Annotated in this window: 17 protein-coding genes; 10 read left to right on the plus strand and 7 right to left on the minus strand. The window is 40.6% G+C overall.

Annotated elements, in window-relative coordinates:
* Positions 1–233: 233 nt before the first annotated feature.
* From ABJK37_RS10545 to ruvX, 4 genes are all read left to right on the plus strand, one after another.
* Complete coding sequence (locus tag ABJK37_RS10545) at positions 234–1,217, plus strand: tetratricopeptide repeat protein (protein ID WP_348353005.1); 984 nt, start codon at positions 234–236, stop codon at positions 1,215–1,217.
* A 173-nt stretch (positions 1,218–1,390) separates the two neighbouring features.
* Positions 1,391–2,353: a glutathione synthase gene (gshB, locus tag ABJK37_RS10550; protein WP_348353008.1), complete on the plus strand. Its 963-nt coding sequence runs from the start codon at positions 1,391–1,393 to the stop codon at positions 2,351–2,353.
* Positions 2,354–2,361: 8 nt separating this feature from the next.
* A complete protein-coding gene (locus tag ABJK37_RS10555) occupies positions 2,362–2,919 on the plus strand; it encodes a YqgE/AlgH family protein (protein ID WP_348353011.1) in 558 nt (185 codons plus the stop codon).
* A 13-nt stretch (positions 2,920–2,932) separates the two neighbouring features.
* Positions 2,933–3,361, plus strand: a complete 429-nt coding sequence (gene ruvX, locus ABJK37_RS10560; protein ID WP_348353014.1) for a Holliday junction resolvase RuvX — start codon at positions 2,933–2,935, stop codon at positions 3,359–3,361.
* Between the two features lie 137 nt (positions 3,362–3,498).
* Here the strand turns inward: ruvX and ABJK37_RS10565 are convergent, their stop codons facing one another.
* Entirely contained in the window at positions 3,499–3,675 is a 177-nt protein-coding gene (locus ABJK37_RS10565; RefSeq protein WP_348353017.1) for a DUF6435 family protein, read from the minus strand.
* A 59-nt stretch (positions 3,676–3,734) separates the two neighbouring features.
* Entirely contained in the window at positions 3,735–4,379 is a 645-nt protein-coding gene (locus ABJK37_RS10570; protein ID WP_348353020.1) for a peptidylprolyl isomerase, read from the minus strand.
* Positions 4,380–4,584: 205 nt separating this feature from the next.
* Between ABJK37_RS10570 and ABJK37_RS10575 the strand changes: the two genes are divergently transcribed.
* From ABJK37_RS10575 to ABJK37_RS10590, 4 genes are read left to right on the plus strand one after another with little or no spacing between them, the layout of a single operon-like run.
* Positions 4,585–8,274 (plus strand): ATP-binding protein, encoded by a 3,690-nt coding sequence (locus ABJK37_RS10575; protein WP_348353023.1) that lies wholly within the window; start codon positions 4,585–4,587, stop codon positions 8,272–8,274.
* On the plus strand, positions 8,271–8,894 hold the full coding sequence (locus ABJK37_RS10580; RefSeq protein WP_348353026.1) for a hypothetical protein: 624 nt from the start codon (positions 8,271–8,273) through the stop codon (positions 8,892–8,894). Before ABJK37_RS10575 ends, ABJK37_RS10580 begins: the two co-directional genes overlap by 4 nt.
* Positions 8,891–10,162 carry a hypothetical protein gene (locus ABJK37_RS10585; protein ID WP_348353029.1) on the plus strand — a complete coding sequence of 424 codons (1,272 nt, stop codon included), beginning with the start codon at positions 8,891–8,893 and terminating at the stop codon, positions 10,160–10,162. The genes ABJK37_RS10580 and ABJK37_RS10585 overlap by 4 nt, the downstream gene beginning before the upstream one ends.
* An 8-nt stretch (positions 10,163–10,170) precedes the next feature.
* The gene (locus tag ABJK37_RS10590; protein WP_348353032.1) at positions 10,171–11,055 is read left to right on the plus strand and encodes a hypothetical protein; all 885 of its coding nucleotides are present in this window, start codon (positions 10,171–10,173) and stop codon (positions 11,053–11,055) included.
* A 72-nt stretch (positions 11,056–11,127) separates the two neighbouring features.
* Here ABJK37_RS10590 and ABJK37_RS10595 read toward each other — a convergent pair whose 3' ends face one another.
* The 5 genes from ABJK37_RS10595 to ABJK37_RS10615 all read right to left on the minus strand — a co-directional run bounded on the left by ABJK37_RS10595 (position 11,128) and on the right by ABJK37_RS10615 (position 16,797).
* Positions 11,128–11,685: an NAD/FAD-utilizing enzyme gene (locus tag ABJK37_RS10595; protein ID WP_348353035.1), complete on the minus strand. Its 558-nt coding sequence runs from the start codon at positions 11,683–11,685 to the stop codon at positions 11,128–11,130.
* A 183-nt stretch (positions 11,686–11,868) separates the two neighbouring features.
* Positions 11,869–13,608 (minus strand): TIGR03016 family PEP-CTERM system-associated outer membrane protein, encoded by a 1,740-nt coding sequence (locus tag ABJK37_RS10600; protein WP_348353038.1) that lies wholly within the window; start codon positions 13,606–13,608, stop codon positions 11,869–11,871.
* The gene (locus ABJK37_RS10605; RefSeq protein WP_348353041.1) at positions 13,608–14,558 is read right to left on the minus strand and encodes an XrtA-associated tyrosine autokinase; all 951 of its coding nucleotides are present in this window, start codon (positions 14,556–14,558) and stop codon (positions 13,608–13,610) included. Before ABJK37_RS10605 ends, ABJK37_RS10600 begins: the two co-directional genes overlap by 1 nt.
* Positions 14,555–16,135, minus strand: coding sequence for an XrtA system polysaccharide chain length determinant (locus ABJK37_RS10610; RefSeq protein ID WP_348353044.1), 1,581 nt, complete (start codon positions 16,133–16,135; stop codon positions 14,555–14,557). The genes ABJK37_RS10605 and ABJK37_RS10610 overlap by 4 nt, the downstream gene beginning before the upstream one ends.
* A 26-nt stretch (positions 16,136–16,161) precedes the next feature.
* Positions 16,162–16,797: an XrtA/PEP-CTERM system exopolysaccharide export protein gene (locus tag ABJK37_RS10615; RefSeq protein WP_215930142.1), complete on the minus strand. Its 636-nt coding sequence runs from the start codon at positions 16,795–16,797 to the stop codon at positions 16,162–16,164.
* Positions 16,798–16,958: 161 nt separating this feature from the next.
* On the opposite strand from ABJK37_RS10615, the gene ABJK37_RS10620 reads away from it, so the two are divergent.
* Together ABJK37_RS10620 and ABJK37_RS10625 are read left to right on the plus strand one after the other, a co-directional pair.
* Entirely contained in the window at positions 16,959–18,377 is a 1,419-nt protein-coding gene (locus ABJK37_RS10620) for a TIGR03013 family XrtA/PEP-CTERM system glycosyltransferase (RefSeq protein WP_348353049.1), read from the plus strand.
* A gap of 3 nt (positions 18,378–18,380) precedes the next feature.
* The gene (locus tag ABJK37_RS10625; protein ID WP_348353052.1) at positions 18,381–19,223 is read left to right on the plus strand and encodes an XrtA system polysaccharide deacetylase; all 843 of its coding nucleotides are present in this window, start codon (positions 18,381–18,383) and stop codon (positions 19,221–19,223) included.
* Positions 19,224–19,229: the final 6 nt, after the last annotated feature.

Here is a 19,229-nt window from a genome sequence, read left to right on the forward strand (position 1 = left end):
TCGCCCAAAGGGAGAACACCAGCGACTTTCACTCTTCGTTCTAGTCCTTTGAAAGGGGGTAGCCATTCCTGCAGGACTACGCCTCGATTGAAAGTCGCTGGTGTTCTCTGAGTGACTAATTGATAAGATGAATTGGTATAAACACCTAAATAGTTTTGAACCGAATACTCAACGAAACGTCTGAAAACTGAAATAATTAGTCAGAATCATTAGAATTAAGGAAAAACAAGTCAATGAATTTCACCACCAAGATCATATTCGCAAGTTATTTGAGTTTCTCATCTGTCACCTATGCCAGCGCTTCTTCGTCACTGGATAACGCTATTGCAGTATTAGACTCAGGGAAAACGCAACAGGCGATAGCATTGTTTGAGAAACAGTCTGGTAACCCCAAAGCTTTGGTTTATCTTGCCAAAATCTATATGAACATTGATTTAGATGACGCTGAAGAATGGATTGAAAAAGCGGTAGAATCGCAATCTAATGATCCTGAAGCCCATTACGTTCGCGGCGCCATTATGGGCAGGCAAGCTGCCAATTCGATTTTTTCAGCATTGAGTTATGCTGAAAAGTCGCAGAATAGTTTTGCCAAAGCAGTTGAGCTAGAGCCAGATTCAATTAAATACCGTAAAGGTTTAATGCAGTTTCATACTAGCGCTCCTAGCATCGCGGGCGGCGATCTTAAAATTGCTAAAATTCAAGTAGAACAAATTAAACTTCTAGATCCCAAAATGGGGTTAGAAGCCGAAATCAATTATGAACTATCCCAAGATAACGACGCGCTAGCAGCTAGTCTTTTGCAACAAGCAAAACTGACATACAAAGATATTCCCGACTTTTTCTTTTTAGCAGGCATTGTTCATCAGCAAAAAGAGAATTTTGAAGCGGCATTTGAAGAGTTTAGTCTCGCTATTGGCAAAACTGCCGAAACGCAAGAAAGTGTCACCGCAAAATATAACGCTATGTACCAATTAGGTAAAACCGCTGTACTAAGTGAAAGTAACGTTGAAGAGGGTATCAAGGCATTACAACAATATATTGTTGAAGCGCCAGACTTGGACGGCATGTCACCTAAGGATTGGGCTGAATTTCGTTTAGCTAATTTATTTGCTCTTAATGCTAAAAAGGTACAAGCGAAAGAAATTTATCAACGTTTGGCTAAGACAGATAATCAAGAGCTGGCAAAACAAGCTAAAAAAGCGGCGAAGCGAATCTAGCCTTATACATTCACCTGAGCCATTATAATGCTTAGGTGAATAATCAAATTTTCTTGCTTTGAAGAAAATAGATGCTTGAATTATGCAACAAATACCTCAAGATCAGGTTCATCTGTATGTACCAATCATTTATCTGTTCAATTAACCTTGAACAACATCTCTAAGGAACAATTTTGACCATTAAACTTGGCATAGTGATGGATCCTATTCAGGACATCAACATTAAAAAAGATACCAGTTTTGCAATGTTGCTCGACGCGCAGAAACGAGGTTACCAATTGTTTTATATCGAAATGGGCGACTTGTATTTGCAAAATGGTCGTCCAATGGCACGTATGGCAGAGTTGGCTGTTGAATCTAATGCAGATAAGTGGTTTACCTTAGGTGCCGGCGTTCAGCAAAGTTTAGCTGAGTTAGATGTTATTTTAATGCGCAAAGATCCGCCAGTAGACAACGAGTTTATTTATGCCACTCACATGTTTGAATTGGCTGAACAAGCGGGGACTTTGGTGGTGAATCGCGCACAAAGCTTGCGAGATTTTAATGAGAAACTGTTTACGTCTTGGTTTCCTGATTTGGTTGCGGATACATTGGTGACAAGAGATTCAAACTTAATTAGAGAGTTTCATCAAACCCACCAAGACATTATTTGTAAACCCCTAGATGGAATGGGTGGTACCTCTATTTTTAGGGTAAAAGCAGATGGTAATAACCTAGGGGTAATTATTGAGACACTCACAGAGTTAGGCACCCGATATGCTATGTTTCAAAAGTTTTTACCTGAGATAAAAGACGGCGATAAACGTATCTTAATTGTGGATGGTCAAGTGGTGCCTTATGCATTAGCTAGATTACCCACTAAAGGTGAAAATCGCGGTAATTTGGCTGCTGGTGGTACAGGTCGACCGCAACCCCTATCAGAGTCAGATTTGAAAATAGCAGAAACCATTGCGCCACTATTGGTAGAAAAAGGCCTGATATTTGTTGGCTTAGATGTAATTGGAGACAGAGTCACTGAAATCAATGTCACTAGTCCAACATGTGTCCGCGAGATTGAGGCGGCGTACGACGTGAATATTACCGGAATGTTATTCGATGCCATTGAAAAACGTCTGGCCACGGGTAAAGGAGCCTAACTGCTATAATGCAAAGTTTGCAAAACTATTTACTTATCGCATCACCGAGCATGGACGATCCGTATTTCGCTCGTACAGTGACCTATATTTGTGAACACAATGAGCACGGCGCAATGGGCCTAATAATTAATCAACCTGTTGGCATGAAATTAAAGGAGTTGGTTAAACAAGTTGACGATAAAGCCGAGGTCATAGACGAAAAGGCACAAGATATTATCTTAGCTGGTGGCCCTGTTAGCCAAGACCGTGGTTTTATTTTGCATAGTTCACAATCAGGTTGGGCTTCAAGTTTAACTATGACCCCTGAATTGATGGTGACTACTTCTAAAGACATCATCTCTTCTTTGGGCAATAAAGAGGCCCCTGAAAAATCGTTAATTATGCTCGGATACGCGGGCTGGACTGCGGGGCAGTTGGAAGAAGAAATACAAACTAACTCATGGTTAATGGTCGAAGCGGATAGCGATATATTATTCGATACGCCTATCCATAAAAAATGGGAAACTGCAGTGCAGCGTTTAGGTATAGATGTGTGGCAGTTAGGGCCAGATGTAGGTCATGCATGATGTTGGTGCTTAAATGAGCAAGCAAGGGCAAAGAACGGTTTTAGCCTTCGATTTTGGCACTAAAAGCATTGGTGTTGCCGTTGGGCAAGAAATAACAGGTACCGCTTCTCCGCTAAATGCACTAAAGGCAGTCGATGGTATTCCTAACTGGGATGAAGTGGCTCAGCTATTTGCTGAATGGTCGCCGCAATTAGCTGTGGTAGGTTTGCCGCTTAATATGGACGGTAGTAGCCAACAAGTGACATTCTCAGCCAAAAAATTCGCTAATCGGCTTAACGCTAAATACAAAGTGGCGATAGAAACGTGTGATGAACGTTTAACTACGGTAGATGCCAAGGCCCGATTGTTTGAACTTGGCGGTTACAAAAAGTTAGATAAACAAAAAATAGACAGTGTCTCTGCCTGCCTAATTTTTGAAAGCTGGATTGAAAACCACTACTAGCGAGTAGAGAATATCTATCTGACGTGGTGCTTAACTTATACCAAGCCGTATTGATAACTAACGACTCAGAATGCCCCAGCCGTTTTCAATCGAGGTGCAGTCATGCAGCAATGATATTACCTTCGTTTTTTCAACTGTCATTTATTATTCGCTTCAAGTTTTTGTATGGCTTCCCAAATTTGTTCTGCTTCGGCGGTGAGTAGGGAATAGGTTTTAATGTCGCCTTTACGTTGCGCCAACATGGCTTTTGTGGCTTTTTGGTCATAGGTTTTACGTAATTTTTTGGCAGGGTCTGCTTTTAAAAAACTGAACATGGCTCTCTCGACAAATTAGCGTGATATGTCATTAGGTACTCACCAAGTGACTAAGACGATCAGTTTACCAATCGAATTTTTGAAATAGTGACAGGTTGCGCCAACATTTGTCCTTTCACATAGTTGTCTTCGACTTCCAATGCATCTTGAATTTGATGGATCTTTCTAACAATTGGCATTCCTTTAGTCACTCGACCAAAGGCTGCAAAGCCTTGACCGTCTGGATTGCGCGTTCCTCCAAAATCTAAAGAAGGTTGTGCAGCCACGCAGATAAAAAACTCAGAAGTCGCGCTGTCAGGCGTGCCGCGAGCCATAGACAACACGCCATCTAAATGTTGAATGCCGGTGTGTTGAGTGGTTTCAAGTTCAATTGCCGCAAAGTCCTTGAATTCAGGATTGGCACCACCCTGTATCACTTCAATTTTGGGCGCGCCATTATCATTGTCTAAACGCACAACTCGATAAAAACGCCCATTATTAAACGCTCCGGCTTTGATATAGCGTATAAAGTTGCTCGCAGAAATGGGCGCATCACCGGCATAAAGTTCAATGTGTATTTCTCCCATAGAGGTTGAAATAACGGCGTTTTGAATTGCACTGGGTCTCGGCTTAGTTTCGTTGGCAGAAACGGTAGGCGTAATTAGGATGAGTCCTAATGTATATAAATAAAAGTGAACAACGGCAAACGCAAAAATATTTTTCAATGTGAGCTTTCCTGTATGTAGCAGATTACCATTTTGTCAGACTACGACACTAAGGTATAGGTGCTGTTCGAGTTGAGACTAAGTGTACAAAATGTCGTAGTAGGTATGCATTGAAAAAGTAGCGATTAGAGGCGTTTATGGTGTTAAATAGCGTCACTTCTTGGTAAAATTCGGCGGTTATTACACCCTTGATTGAAGGAAATCTATGCCTGGGTTACACCGTATTATTCTAATTAATTGTCACCTTCCTGGTTTTGTTGAACTTGATGTATCTGGTCACAGCAATATCTGTGGTACCAATGCATCGGGTAAAACCACGTTGCAACGTTTGATCCCTGTTTTTTATGGTGAGTTACCCAGTAAAGTGGTACCCAAAACCCGTAAAAAGTTTGATGATTTTTATTTACCCCATGCTAACAGTTATTTGATTTACGAATATCAGCGTGAAGGCGGGCAAGATTGCCAAGTCATTTTAACTCGCAAAGGTAGCGATGGGGTACAATATCGCTTTGTCGAAGCCCCGTACCATCAAGAACAAATTTTGGTGGATGCAGAAGACGGCAATGTACAAGCGATGTCGCCAGAACAATGGATAAAACAGCTTAGACACTTAAGCATAGACTCTTCTCACAAAATCCAGTCCACTAGTGAATTTCGTAGCATCATTCAAAACGATGTTAGTGCTGGTCGTGGTGCAGGGCGAGAAAGTACCAAATTAAGACAATTAGCTAGCCGTTATAGTTTGGTGGCTAGTCAACATCGTATTAGACATATGGAAAAGCTAGTCAGTGCGGTCCATGCCAAAGAAGGAAAAATGGACACGTTACGTACTATGCTCGCGGCAATTTTTGAAGAGGATGGGTTAGTTCAACCCAGCACCACGGTCAAAAATACTAAGGCCCGTGAATGGATCACGCAGATGCGCCAGACCATGCGTTTACAGGCAATGCAAAACGAATATCAAAAAATTCAAGCACAAACTGAAACGCTCAATAACATTGAAAATCAATTACTACAGCTCAAACCTATTCTAGAGAAAGATCTGCAATCGCTGGCAACACAAAAAGCGGATGCTCAAGAACAGCGTAGTAAAATTAAAGTCCAGCAAAGCACCGAAAAAGAAGCCTTCGAACAAGCAGAAGGCGTGTTAAATAGCCGTATTAGTGAAACGGTAGAAAACCTTAAAGCTAAATCGTCACGATTAGACCATATCCAACAGCAATATGAAAAATATCAAGATTCGGATATCGATCAGTTGCAAAAAGATATGGAGTCCTTGCCTCTAAAGCGCGAAGAATACGAACAAAAATTAGAGCAATATAATTTGCTAATTGAGCAACATAAAGACTTACAAAGTCAGCTTGAGCAGCAGAAATTCAAGTTGTCTGAGTCCTTAGAGCGCTTATCTCGTAAAAATCAGGCACAAGTCAAAACGATTAGTCACCAAAAAGAAACGGTGCGTAATATTCACAGTGAAAAAGAAGTGGATTTACGTGGTCAGTTTGAACAACGCAGGGAACAACAAGCTAAAGAGTTCGATCAGCAATTACTGGAAATAGAACGTAGCATTGTGCGTCAAGAGCATCAGGCCAAGCAAGCTTCAGCAACAGAGCAAGAGATAGAAAACGGCGCGCTGGCCGACAAACGTCTTGAACTCGCGCAGCGAGCATGGCAACAAGGTTCTGCCGCTAAAAAAGACGGCGAAAATCGTTATCAAGATCTTAGAGATAAACGTGAAGAGGCAGACAAGGTTTTACATCAGGCGCGACAAACAGCGCGACAAGCCAAGGAGCGTTTACAACAGTTACATAAGCAACTTTCACCTGAGCAAGATAGCCTAAGACAGTTTTTACGTGACCATAAACCTGGCTGGGAACAGACCATTGGTAAGCTAATCAATGAGCCTTTACTGAACAAAAAAGACTTGTCTCCACAAATTATTGCGGATCTCAGTGAAGAGCAAGCGCATAGCTTTTTAGGCGTAAAACTAAATTTAGCGGCCATTGATGCACCTGAATATGCTCAAGATGAGACCGCGCTGTCTGTATCTTTAGAGCAAGCTAAAAAACACTTAGCAGCGGCCGAAAAGCAACAAAAACACGCTGAGGCCGAATTAGACGAGTGCCATCGAGAAGCTGAATTACAGCGAGAAGTGGTGGCTGAAAAGAACCGCGCGTTTGAACAAGCAGAACAAGAGGTGGCTTACGCTCAAAGTGCAAAACAACGTTTTGCAGAAGAACTAAAAGCGGAACTAGACAAGCGTAAGCAGCAAGCTAAGCTCGCCTTGCAGCAGTATGTAGATGAAAAACAACAAGTTTTAGCCCAGAAACAAAGTGCCATTGATGTATTGAAGTCGGACTTTGAAGAGCAGCTCTTAGAATTTAAGACCGGTTGGCAAGATGAGCTGGCTATTTTAGATGAACAAATCGAAGAGCTAGAGCGTCAAGTTGATTATAAACGGCAGCAAAACCGCGAGCAGATTAAACAACTCGAAGATGCCTTTAATCAAGAGTTAGCCAATAAAGATATTGATCCCAATACCTTGCGGGAGCTTAAGCAACAAATCGAGTCATTAAAAAACCATCTTCAAGTCGTTACCGCAAGACGTGATGAGCTAAACGAATACAAAACCTTTATGCACACAGATTGGTCGAAACAACGACCAGAATTGCTCGAGCAGGAGGCTGAGTTAAAGGCATTGATGCAGCAGTTAGAGCAACAACAGAGCACTTTGCGGAATCAATACCAGAATCAACGCAGCGAATTATCTAAAGTGTTGCTGGAAGTGGAAAAAAGTTTGTCTAACTGCAGTTCTTTAATGACAGAAATTGAGCCTATGGTACGTCAGCTTGGTCACATTGTATTTTCCTTTAAGGCAACAGATCAGCAAGACGTTAACTTGGGTGATCAGGCTGAGAGAATAAACCGTTGTAGCGAAGCCCTTGAAAGTAGAAGCCGTGGTGAAAAGAAACTCAAAGAATCCTTAATTGAATTTGAAGCTACCCTAGGAAAAGATGCAGGTAAAGACTTCTTGGATACTATGTTACAGGCATTTTCGGTATTAGATGAAGAGGCGAATGTTCGCGAGCGTTTGCCTATTTTGCAACGTTTATTAAGTATTTTGGAGTCACGTCAACGTCAAATAGTAGAGCAAGGTGAAACCATAGGTGGCGATTTAAATAAGTTCTTTACTGTATTTAGTGACATTAACCGCAAAATTGCGCAGCAAAGCAAACGCTTAACTGATGAAGTCTCCGATGATTTAAGCCTAGATGGGATCGCTCGTTCAGAAGTAAAAATTATTTCTACTGTTGATGAGCTAAATTTTTGGGCACCTCTAAAGCGGTTTGCGCAGCAGTACAATAAGTGGAACACCTCAGACGATTTTCTGCCTAGTGAGGCATATTTAGATAATCTGGCTGACGTAGTCGAAGTGTTACCCAACGATGCAAATTACAGTATTGAGTCGCTGCTTCGACTAGAGCTTCACTTGAATGAAGGCGGTTCAGACTTAGTGATCAAAAATGACAGACAATTACTTGAATCATCTAGCCACGGTATGGCCTATTTGATCTTGTGTAAGTTTTTATTGGCCTTCACCCGTTTGTTGCGTAATCAAGCCGATATTCACGTACATTGGCCTATTGATGAAATTGGCACCTTGGCCTATCACAATGTAGAAAAACTATTTAAGGCTTGTGATACCAATCATATTCACATTTTGGGCGCGTTCCCGAATCCAGAATCAGATGTATTGATGTTATTTAAACATCGATACTTGATTGATAAACAGAAACAACACTTAGAAAAAATTGAGCCGAAACTCAGTCGTATTGCCGAGCGTTTGCAACAAAATAAAAACCCAATCTCTGAATCATCACAGGTGACCTCATGATCGAAAATGGTCCATTATTAGAACGTTTGTTAGAAGGCGAATATATTTGCTCCATCACCGATGAACATAGTTTTCATAAGTTGCAAAACGATGAGTTGGTGGATGACTTAAATCACTTTTTACGACCTTTAAATAGAAGAGTCGCTAAAAATGATGATGGTTCGGTGTACTTCTTAGCTTATTGTGATTTAACCCAAAATGCTCGCCAGCAGCTTAGTCAGCAATTTACCAGCACAGTGCAATCTTTATTACCTATGTTGGAATGGATGCAATTGGTGCAAGAAGCCCTTGGTCGAGATGGCGCCCTTAGCTTAGGGGATACCATTAAGTTGCAAGATTTTGAATCTAAAGTGGTAGATAACCAGTCACTTATCCAGCGTTTGGCGCATTTGGCTAGCGATAAATTGTTTAAGTCGACTAGTGATAAACCTGAAATGCAGATCAAACAAGTCTTTAAGCGCATCAAAGAGTTAGGATATTTGCATCAGCCCCATAAAGACAGATTGTTTTACCTCGTTACTGGCAAAGTCGAACAGCTTATTGAGTTAGTGCGGTTTATCAAAGATGAAGAAAATCTACCCATTGACGACGACATCCCAGAACAAGAGGTGATGTTTTGAGTCACATACCTAAACAAAAAAGCGGCGCCCAAAGTAATCCACTTTTTGCCTTAGGAAAAGAGCGCTTAGAGCTGATAGGAAAACATGCTGATGCCTTAATGCAAGGGTATTTAGATGGACAAATTAACGAATCAGCGTTTTCAGAACAAGCACTTCAAAAATTGCTGGATAGCCGAGTATTGGATTATCCTGATGAACAGACCTTACGATTACGGCCAATAGTTAACGAGTTGATTGCCAGCTTGACTCAAGATGAGCGAAAACGCCAAATTAACTCGGATGTGGGTGAACACCTTGACCAAATTCACACTAGGGTTCAGTCGTTACAAGCGGCAAGACAAAAAGGCGACTATGCTGCCAGCGAACATCACTTACAGTTACTTACAGAGCGTGTGAATGACATGACTGGGCAGTTTGGTGATGCCATCGAAAGCTTATGGCATAGACTCAATACTGAGTTTGGTTTTGTTAGTAGTTTAGACGACAAAATTTTAGAAATTGAACTTGCTCAACGCCAACTTAGGCGAATACTCGACGGCTTTGGCATTATCAACTTTGACGACCTGATTCAATTAGCGGGTAGTGATGGTTCATTGCGAAAGTTGTTGGTGAGTCAACTTCAGGCGCGTATTTCTGAGCATTCTGGCTCCTTATTAGAAGTACAAAAACGTTTAGTATTATTGATGTCGCGCTTTCGCCAACAGCAAGACAAAGCGTTACTCATTAATCGTATGAGCGCTTTTTTACGTCAACATCCTAATTTTCAAGTAGGAGATTATCCTAATCGTAGTCAAGTACCCGCAGTTGTTAATCAGGCGCATGGGATCAGTGCTCAGGCTTTTATTGCCCTAGATAGAGCTGAAGATAGTTACGCCCTAGCAGAGTTGGCGAGAGCCGTGCCTAGGGAGCAAGAACAAGGCTCAAATTCTGAAAAACAAACCGAAGGTTTTTCTATGGCGCTACAAAGCTTAGTCGCCACTGAGCAAAAACAACTCGCCAAAGACGTAGAAGATTTTTTTATACATGTAATAGAAAGTCCAGAGGCACTAAGCGGTGTCGATTATTTAGCTGAAAAGGAGCTACCTTGGGAGCCAGAAATGTGGCTGTTCCAAATTGTGGCTGAGTATCAAGGTTTACCGGAACAAAATAAACAAAGTTTTATGCTCGAAAAAGACAGTGCCCCTAAAAGCCGTTTTAATCAGCTTTATATTATTCAAGACGTGACGGTAGGGATGCGCTTTTTTGGTGACTTTCAGGCCGCAGGCTAACGTCAGTTATGGCGGATGATCTCAGTTTAAAAGCAAAACGTTTGTTAGCGGCGCAGCATCATAAACTTTTGTTTGATGAAAAAGCGGTGGCGAATACAAGTAGTGTTCTGTATGAGATTCTAGATTGGTGCGATAATTTGGAGTTTCAGCCTGGGAAATGGCTCAAGTTTGATAAGCATTATAGGTTTGATATAGATTATATCGCGCAAATCAATCAAACCTTATTAGATGAAAAATACGCCAGTATTTTTGATGATTTTAGCCAAGATACGCATAGAAGCGCGGCCCAAAGAAATCCAAATGAAAAACAAGGGCAACTTAAACCCACTCAGCACTTAGTACTCGCTGCAATCACAGACTCTGCCATGCTTGGGGTAGTGCAGCAAAGTTTCTATTCCAGTCGACAAATTAATATCGAATTAGATGTGCAGCACTTGAACTTGGGTGCTTTTGACAGCCTAGTTGTAGTTGAAAATCGTGATAGTTTTAACGATTGGTTTGACTTTAAGCGCAACGTGAAATTACCTAAAACATTGGTGGTTTACCGTGGTGATCAGCATCACTCCAAGGCGTGTAAAACTTTAATCATGAATTGGTTAACTACTCAGAAGTATAAGCCCGCTATTTACTTTGGTGATTATGATTTAGCTGGTTTACGGATAGCGGTTAGCGCGGGTTACACTCATATACTGTTACCCGAATACAATTGGTTAAGCCGGCAGTTAATTTCCCAACATTACCCTGATAATCAACAAAAGTACTTGGCTAGATTAGAGAAGGATTGTCCTATGGGTTGGCAATCGCTACTGCTCCTGCTACGAGAGAAACGTGCAGGATTAAGACAGCAAAAAATGTATCAAACACCTCTAGTTACCTATCCTGCAACAATTTGATGACGCTGAAAATGAAAAAAGCCAAAAGTAAAAGCTTTGGCTTTTCGATAATTGGCTAAAGTGGACCGAAGGTTACGGAAGGGCTTTCATCGCTTGATTAAACTTTTCTTGACCTTTAACAACCCACGCCGGAGTGGCATCACCTGTGCCCGCATGGACTAGTGAATGATGACGTTCTGCTACTTCACTTAAAATATCATATTGATTAAGGTCTACATCTACAAAAAATACGTGTTTACCTTGTTTTAGTAAGGCTTGAAAACGTTTGAATTGATAATTGGGTATTTGGATCCCTACTAAACCTCCTTCCCAAGTGCAAAAACCTAAAACTACTATGGCTAAAAATCCAGAGGGTAACCATCCTGCCGCAGTGGTATGCCATTGCATCAAGTATGTTATGCCAAGTATAAATACCGCGCCAATCACACCCACTACCGCACCAAGTTGAGTAGAATGAACTACATCTTGCTTGAGGACGGCTTCGATGGCATGTAAATGATGCTTTTCTACTTCTGCATCATTTTCGCTCAGTACATGGAGTTGCGGTGAACTGATTCCACTTTGTTCAAGCTCTTTTTCTACTGCTTTGAGGTCGTTTAAATCGTCACTAACGTAATAATGTCTTTGCATAGCTATCTTCTCCTGACGCGTTTATCAATAGACTAATGGTTAAAAAGTAACCACGAAAAGAGTATAGCACTGTTACAGAAATGTTAATTTTGATATTTGTGAAAAGAGGAGTATCAACAATAAATACGAAAAATTCTTTGCGAAACAATAGTTAAAGTGTTTTAGGATCTGAATCCGCTGTGCTTAAAAAGTATAATTGAGTCCTAGCGTTATGCGCTTATCACTGCCATCACGGTCAAGATCATCAGACTCTCTATCCAATACTCTCAAACCAAGGTCTAACTTTAAATTTCTAGATAAGTTTCTATTAAAATTCAAACTGTTGGTCACTATGGTATCTGCTTCCTCGAGTTCACTGCGTTGATTTTCGGTTAGGGTAGAGGCAAAACTCAGATTGGTTTTCCGGCCTAAGGAATAATTCAAATTGAAGCCAAGACTGCGATTAGTGTTTATTCGATCCGACTCTAGATATTCAGTTTGGCTATAATTAGCGTTGATAGATATTTTGATTTTACGTTTGTCATAACCGATTGTGGCCGTACCTGATTTACGAAATAATACTTCTTCAGTGATGTCGGTATCTATTTCGGTAGTGGCTCTAAATTCTTCACCGGCCTGTAATTGGTAATCTAGGCTATCAGGTTGAAAACAATCTGCGAGGTCAGTAGACCCAAATTGGCACACAAAAATACCCGTTATTGTAGTGGTAGACGCACCAAGGCGCGAATAACTGGTAACACTTTCGGAGTAGGAAACCGAGGTCCTGAGGGATTTAAGGTTATGGGAAAAGTTAAAGTTGAAAGCGTCACCATAAAAACGCTTACTGTAATCAAAATTCAGTGCTGTTCTAGAAGTAAACGCCCAATCGATATTTAGCCCTACAAATTCTGTACGTTTATCTGTTTCGTCAGATTGATTGTCGTCACCCTCTTCTTCATTACCAGTTTCAATTTGATTGTCACCTTCCTCCAGTTGGTTATAAGTCAAAGTAATATTGCGCTCGTTGCTGGGACTCCACTTTAGACCGGCTCCATAACTGGAGCTGTCTAGGTTGGTGCGACTCGCAAACTCGGTAGTACCCGCATCGTATTCCGATAAATTGCCTGTAAGAATAAAATCAAGTTTTTTAATAATAGGAAAGCCAATTTCGGTCTGTACTATTGTCGATTTGAAATTTTGAGAATTTGTGCGACCCGTATCATTGTACTGAGCCGAAACATCAAAACTCATACTTCTTATATTCCTACCTTGATACAACCTAGCGGTCACACCCAAGTTGTCGTTGTCTAAACCTGAGGTACTTTCTTGGGACTGATCTGTTTTGGTTTGTGAATAGGTGCTCTGTAAGTTGAACCCTAAAATTATTGGATTGGGAATAGAAAAGTTGAGTTGCGCACTATTGTTAGTGGTTTTGGTTAACCCTTCTGGTGCTAAAATTTGATCGCTAAAATAATTTTGCTGTTGTTGCACGTTGCGATAACTTTGGGCGCCATTTAAGGTGAGAGATAATGCATTGTCAATGAGTTCCAAAGTACTGGTGTATCGTAAGTCTGTGTAATTTTGTGTTTCACTATCAGTTTCAATAGCAGGGTCAGAGTCTTCATCTACATCGGCGTCTTCAACAACGATACTTTCACTATTATTTTTTACTATAGAGTGATTGGCGGTAATTGCAGCGGAAAAGCGCCGACTCGAATAGCTAGCTACTATAGAAGGTTTGACGAGAATTGAATCACTCTGTGTGGACTCATTGTCCCCTATTTGAGTTTCGTAAATATAACCTGTTGTGTTTATTGTTCCCCTGACATCAACTTCTTGGCAAAAAACACCGAAAGGTAAACTCACCAATAGCGCAGAGACATAGGTAATTAGTTGGTTTTTTTGGGCCGATTGATGATGTTTAAATAAAGGCCGCAATAACACTAATTTGCTCCTCCATAATAATAACCATAACCACCACCTTCCAAGTTGACTTGTTCGGTCTTGTTGACAACGAAACCTATGGCCATTTCTGGATTTAAGTGTTTAACCGCGTTTTCAACATCAAATAACTTAGTTTTAAATTCTTCAGTTACGACTAAGGCCTGACCGGCGAGATTAGCCAAAATTGCGGTTTCGTTTATACCCAAAAGTGGTGGGGTATCAACAATTACAATTCGGTCGGGATAGCGATTGGCAAATTCTTCTACCGCGTCAAACATTCGTTCACTGGCTAAGAGTTCGGCAGACAGGTGATGAGATTTACCGGCAGAAATGATGCGTAAATTGTTTAAATTGGTTCTACACATGACTTCGGAAATATTCTCTTTGTCACCTAGCAGATATTCCATTAGACCTTGTTCGTTCTTTAGTTCTAAAGTGCGCATTACGTTGGGCCGTAATACGTCGGCATCCACAAGCAGCACGGTTTTATCTTGTTCTAAGGCGATACTTAAGGCTAAATTGATCGCTGTGAAAGTTTTTCCTTCTCCCTGACGCGAACTGGTGACCATAATAACGTTGCTGTTATTCAACGATTTAGACAAAGGACCGAAGGCATTATCTAACAATTTACGTTTTATTACGCGATACTCTTCGTTGATTACCTGTCGGTTTGAATCAGTGGACACAAACCCTTTCTTAGCCAACATATCGAGATCAATTTCGATCTGTGTATTGGATACAATACCATCACTGACTGGGGTCTTAGCCCGGGTGACTTTTTGACTTGTTACTTGCTCGGTTTGACCTGCATCTTGTTGGGTTTGTGCTTTCTCAATTGAATTGTCTGCTTGCACCGGCTCAGTGGTAGTGGCTGTTTGAATCGCTTGGTTTTTATTTTTTGCTTCTGCTTCTTTCTGCTGTTTTTGCAGTGCTTTTTCTATCGAGTTCATGATAATAACCTCGCGTAAATATTAATCTGCATCATTTCCGCTGCCATGAGTACTGCATACATCCCAACGATGATACTGGACGATAGTAAAAATACCAGTAGCCTTGTACGTTTCACTTTCAAAATGTGTTTTTTGTTCAAATGACTTACCGCGCCTAATACCGGATACGAAGTCAAAGCAGTTAATTGATTCGCTTTAATTAATACAGGGTTCAATTGGCTGATTAAAAAAGCTAAGCCTAAACCAGCAGCAAAACCAACGAATAGTACACTAGTATATTCCAATGGTCTGTTAGGGAAGGCGGCATTTTTGGGTGTTCTAGGGGCATCTAGGATCCTAAACTGAACACTCTCAGTTGAAACATCGGCTTTCCTGGCTAGTTCTGATGATTCCCTCCTGTTAAGTAGTCCTTCGTATTTCCTTTTGGTGATATTATAATCCCTGTCTAATGCGGTGCGCTCTGCTTCAGCTTGAGGTACAAAATCAATCTTTTGCTTTAGGTCGTCGACTTTTGTCGCATAATTTGACTCTCTCACTCGCAGAGAGGCTAATTGCCCTTGTAGTCTGCTTATTTCTAAAGTGAGTTCATTGGCGATTGAACCCACTTTTTCTGGGGTTGCAGTGCCGCTATCGGCGGCTATAAACTCTTCAATTTCTTGTTTTCTCGCTTCGTTTAATGAATCAAGTAAATTACTGGTTTCTATTACATCTGGGTGCAATTCGGTGTATTTGAGCATCAACTGGTCTAAGGTTTGTTCTAAATTTTTGATGCGATTATCGTATCGAGTTGTAAAGGACGAGGGGCCTTCAAAGTTACGAACTGCAGAATCCACCGTTTTCGTTTGGCTGGCACTGACTTGTTTCGACAGCGATGCAATTTGTTGTTCGGTTTCTTTTATTGTGAGTCGTGTTTGTTCGAGTTGCGCACTCAAGGTATTGTAGTTTGCATAAAAACTGCCTTGGTTCGGCAATAAGGTATTATATTTTCTTTTGTAATTAACTAATCGCTGTTCCGCGTTTAATAACCTAGTTTCATACTCATCTATTTGTTCATCAATAAATTGATTCGCTGAATCTGTTTCTTTTCTATTATTGCCTTTGGTTCCTTCAACAAATAAATCAAGGGTTTCCTGTACGACGGTTCTTGCCATCTCAGGGTTTCTATGACGATAAGATATGGTATATAAATTTTCTCGTCCAGCTCTTCGCAAACGAATACTTCTGGATAACGAGGTGATCAGGTTTTCATATTGCTCTTCGTTGGTGGTGGTGATGTCAAGGTCAGAGTTGCGAGCAATGATTTCTAAATTGGGTCTCGTCAACAATGTTCTAACCATCATGGACACTTCTTCCTGAGGGTTAGATTGTAGCGCAAGCCCTCTTAACATAGGGGCTAATACAGAACGTGTATCAACATAGACTCTTGCTGAAGATTGGTAAACATCGGGTTGAGAAGCGACATAGAAAAAACCAATCGGACAAATAAGCCAACTGCATATCATGATATAGCGCTTTTTTACCCATACACCCTTGATATACCCAATGATTAAATCAAGGGTTTTTTGAAGATCTTGCATCTAAATATCCATTTTTTTACTAACGACTAAAACCATGCTTCTGGAATAATAATGATATCACCAGGCAACATATCAATGTTTTCTTCTATTTCGCCGTTTTTGATCAAATCATCGATGCGAATCTCAAATGTTTTTTGTACACCTGAAACCATTCTTACTAATTTAGCGTCGTTTCCTGAGGCGTACTCAGTTAGTCCACCGACCGCAATCATAAGGTCTAACAATGTCATTCTTTCAGTATAATTAACCGCTCTGGGATTAGAGGCTTCTCCAATCACGCGAACCTGCTCACTTAAGGGACCAGAAAAGTTTCTTACGCTAACCGTTACTCTTGGGTTGTTGATGTATTTTCCCAATTGTTCTTCAAGTTGTCTAGCTAATGCGGTAGGAGTTTTGCCTGATACCTCAATATCTTCCACCAGTGAAGTCGTGACCTTTCCATCTGGACGTACAATAAACGATCCCGAAATATCAGGGTTACGCCAAACAAAAATACTTAGGTTATCACCAGGACCAATTATATACTGATAATCATCTACCGACGTAGTGATAGAATTATAGTTTGTTGCACTGGGTAACTTCCCGCTGTTACTGGAACAACCTACAGTGGTCAACATTAAAAAAAATATCAAATTTGACCATGCTATTTTGCTAGTCTTCATGTAAATTACCATCCATTAATATTTGCACCCATGGGCGCAATGTAGCAAGTTTTGGGCAGGCTAGACAACTATAATATGATGATTAAATTGAAAAAAATGGATTATAGATATGTTAAATCATGTGTATTCTTATTAATTTTGTCGAATAGGGTGATTTATTAATGAGCTTTGGTAATCGTAAAGAGATACGTCGCTCAAATATAATGATGTTGCTCGAAGCTATCATTATTGGTTATATGGGTTACTTGTCTTCTGTTTTGGTCAAATATTTCTTTGGAACCTCTTTTTTTGATATCCCGCTAACAGACTTTGTTTCCCAAGTAGCGTTATTTACTATACTGGTCGTGCTTGCCGCTCTATCCGTTGGACTGTATGAAACCAAACTAAGGGAAACTTTTAGAGGCGTTATCCGAAGAATCTTTGTCAGCGTAGCGATTAGCTACTTTGTCATTGAAGTTATCACCAACACGTTTCTTACAAATATCGAGATAAGTCAATATTACCTGCCCACTTATGCCGGGGTGACTATTATTGCCTTAGTTGTGTTTCGTTACTTTATTAACCGCTTGGGTATTCTTGGATTAGGGCAGTCAAAAATAATAGTGATTGGTGCCGGTGAAAGGGCGTCTATCATTGAAAAAAGAATGCGAAGGGAAGTTGACAGATTTGGATTTGAATTGCTCGGTTTTATTCCAATTCCAGGGGATAACAGAGAAGAAGGCATTCAAAATGAGAAACTCATACATGTAAAAATTGACGAAAACTTTAGAAACTTCATTGCAGATAATGACATTGATGAAGTGGTGATTGCCTGTGATCAAAGGCGTGGTACCTTACCTGTAGAAATCCTGTTCGATTGCCGACTCAGAGGGGTTGGTGTTACCGACTTACTTGACTTTATGGAAAGAGAAACCGGACAGATTGTGGTTAATCTGATGTATCCAAGTTGGGTCATTTATTCAAATGGTTTTAACTCACAAAACTACTTACGAGATGCCCTTGATTACTCGATGAATTGTTTAATGGCAACAATAGTGCTGCTGTTAGCGTGGCCTTTCATGTTGATAACCGCAATTATTATATTTTTTGAAGATGTTAACGTTAAGAATGCTTCAGTATTTTATAAACAAGAACGAGTCGGTTTAAATGGGGAACTGTTCAATATCATTAAGTTTCGCAGTATGCGCATTGATGCCGAAAAAGACGGCGCGAAATGGGCAACAGCCAATGATTCCAGGGTAACAAAAGTAGGGCATTTTATCCGTAAATTTAGAATTGATGAATTACCGCAACTCTGGAATGTCTTTCGTGGTGAAATGTCGTTTATTGGCCCGCGGCCTGAACGGCCTCAGTTTGTAGAACAATTAATCCGAGAGATTCCCTATTATAATCAGAGGCATAATGTTAAGCCTGGTTTGGCTGGCTGGGCACAGCTTAATTATCCATATGGTGCCAGTGTTGAAGACTCGATGGAGAAACTCAAATTCGACTTGTATTATGTGAAACACCAAAGTTTGATGCTAGATATTCTTATTTTAATAAGAACCGTTGAGGTTGTGCTCTTCGGCAAAGGGAGATAGACATTGCCTAACCCGGTACTCAATGCTATGACAGTGGACGTGGAAGATTTTTTTCATGTTTCAGCTTTTGATTCAATTATAGATCCTTCGCAGTGGCATGAATACCAACCTCGAGTGGATGCCAATACCCGAAGACTACTGGATTTATTTGCTAAGCATAATGTGAAGTCTACGTTTTTTGTGTTGGGGTGGGTGGCAGAACGATATCCTGAACTCATCACTGAAATCCATCGTCAAGGGCATGAAGTCGCCAGTCATGGTTATGCTCACCGTAGAGCAACGGAGCAGAGCCGAGATGTGTTTTTTGACGATGTTAAACGCTCCAAAGATCATCTCGAAAACCTATTGGGAGAGCGAATTACAGGGTATCGAGCACCTAGCTTTTCAATAGGTTATGACAACGAATGGGCTTTTGAAGTGCTAGCTGAATTAGACTTTGGTTATAGTTCCAGTACTTATCCTGTAAAACACGACTTATATGGTACTCCTGATTGGCCTAGATTTGCGTATAAACGTAAAGAAGGTCTTATCGAAATTCCAATCCCCACCTTAAAGTTGCTGGGTAAACAAACACCTATTGGTGGTGGTGGCTATTTTAGACTTTACCCTTATTTTTTGAATAAATTTTTGCTGTCCCGATACCTCGCGAAAGAGCAACAACCTTATTCATTTTATTTCCATCCTTGGGAAATTGATCACCAACAGCCGCGACTGAGTCATGCTCCTATGAAGTCGAAATTTAGACATTATGTGAACTTAGAAAAGACCTACGGCAAACTAGAGCGACTGTTAACTGACTTTTCTTGGGGCACGATGAAAGATGTATATAACATTCCCTCAAAATAAAAGGCG

Source organism: Paraglaciecola sp. (genome assembly GCF_039964565.1).
Lineage (GTDB): Bacteria > Pseudomonadota > Gammaproteobacteria > Enterobacterales > Alteromonadaceae > Paraglaciecola.

Coding starts and splice junctions, on each gene's coding strand:
- ABJK37_RS10545 (WP_348353005.1), top strand. CDS start 234: ATGAATTTCACCACCAAGATCATATTCGCAAGTTATTTGAGTTTCTCA.
- ABJK37_RS10555 (WP_348353011.1), top strand. CDS start 2,362: ATGCAAAGTTTGCAAAACTATTTACTTATCGCATCACCGAGCATGGAC.
- ruvX (WP_348353014.1), top strand. CDS start 2,933: ATGAGCAAGCAAGGGCAAAGAACGGTTTTAGCCTTCGATTTTGGCACT.
- ABJK37_RS10565 (WP_348353017.1), bottom strand. CDS start 3,675: ATGTTCAGTTTTTTAAAAGCAGACCCTGCCAAAAAATTACGTAAAACC.
- ABJK37_RS10575 (WP_348353023.1), top strand. CDS start 4,585: ATGCCTGGGTTACACCGTATTATTCTAATTAATTGTCACCTTCCTGGT.
- ABJK37_RS10580 (WP_348353026.1), top strand. CDS start 8,271: ATGATCGAAAATGGTCCATTATTAGAACGTTTGTTAGAAGGCGAATAT.
- ABJK37_RS10590 (WP_348353032.1), top strand. CDS start 10,171: ATGGCGGATGATCTCAGTTTAAAAGCAAAACGTTTGTTAGCGGCGCAG.
- ABJK37_RS10595 (WP_348353035.1), bottom strand. CDS start 11,685: ATGCAAAGACATTATTACGTTAGTGACGATTTAAACGACCTCAAAGCA.
- ABJK37_RS10605 (WP_348353041.1), bottom strand. CDS start 14,558: ATGAACTCGATAGAAAAAGCACTGCAAAAACAGCAGAAAGAAGCAGAA.
- ABJK37_RS10610 (WP_348353044.1), bottom strand. CDS start 16,135: ATGCAAGATCTTCAAAAAACCCTTGATTTAATCATTGGGTATATCAAG.
- ABJK37_RS10615 (WP_215930142.1), bottom strand. CDS start 16,797: ATGAAGACTAGCAAAATAGCATGGTCAAATTTGATATTTTTTTTAATG.
- ABJK37_RS10620 (WP_348353049.1), top strand. CDS start 16,959: ATGAGCTTTGGTAATCGTAAAGAGATACGTCGCTCAAATATAATGATG.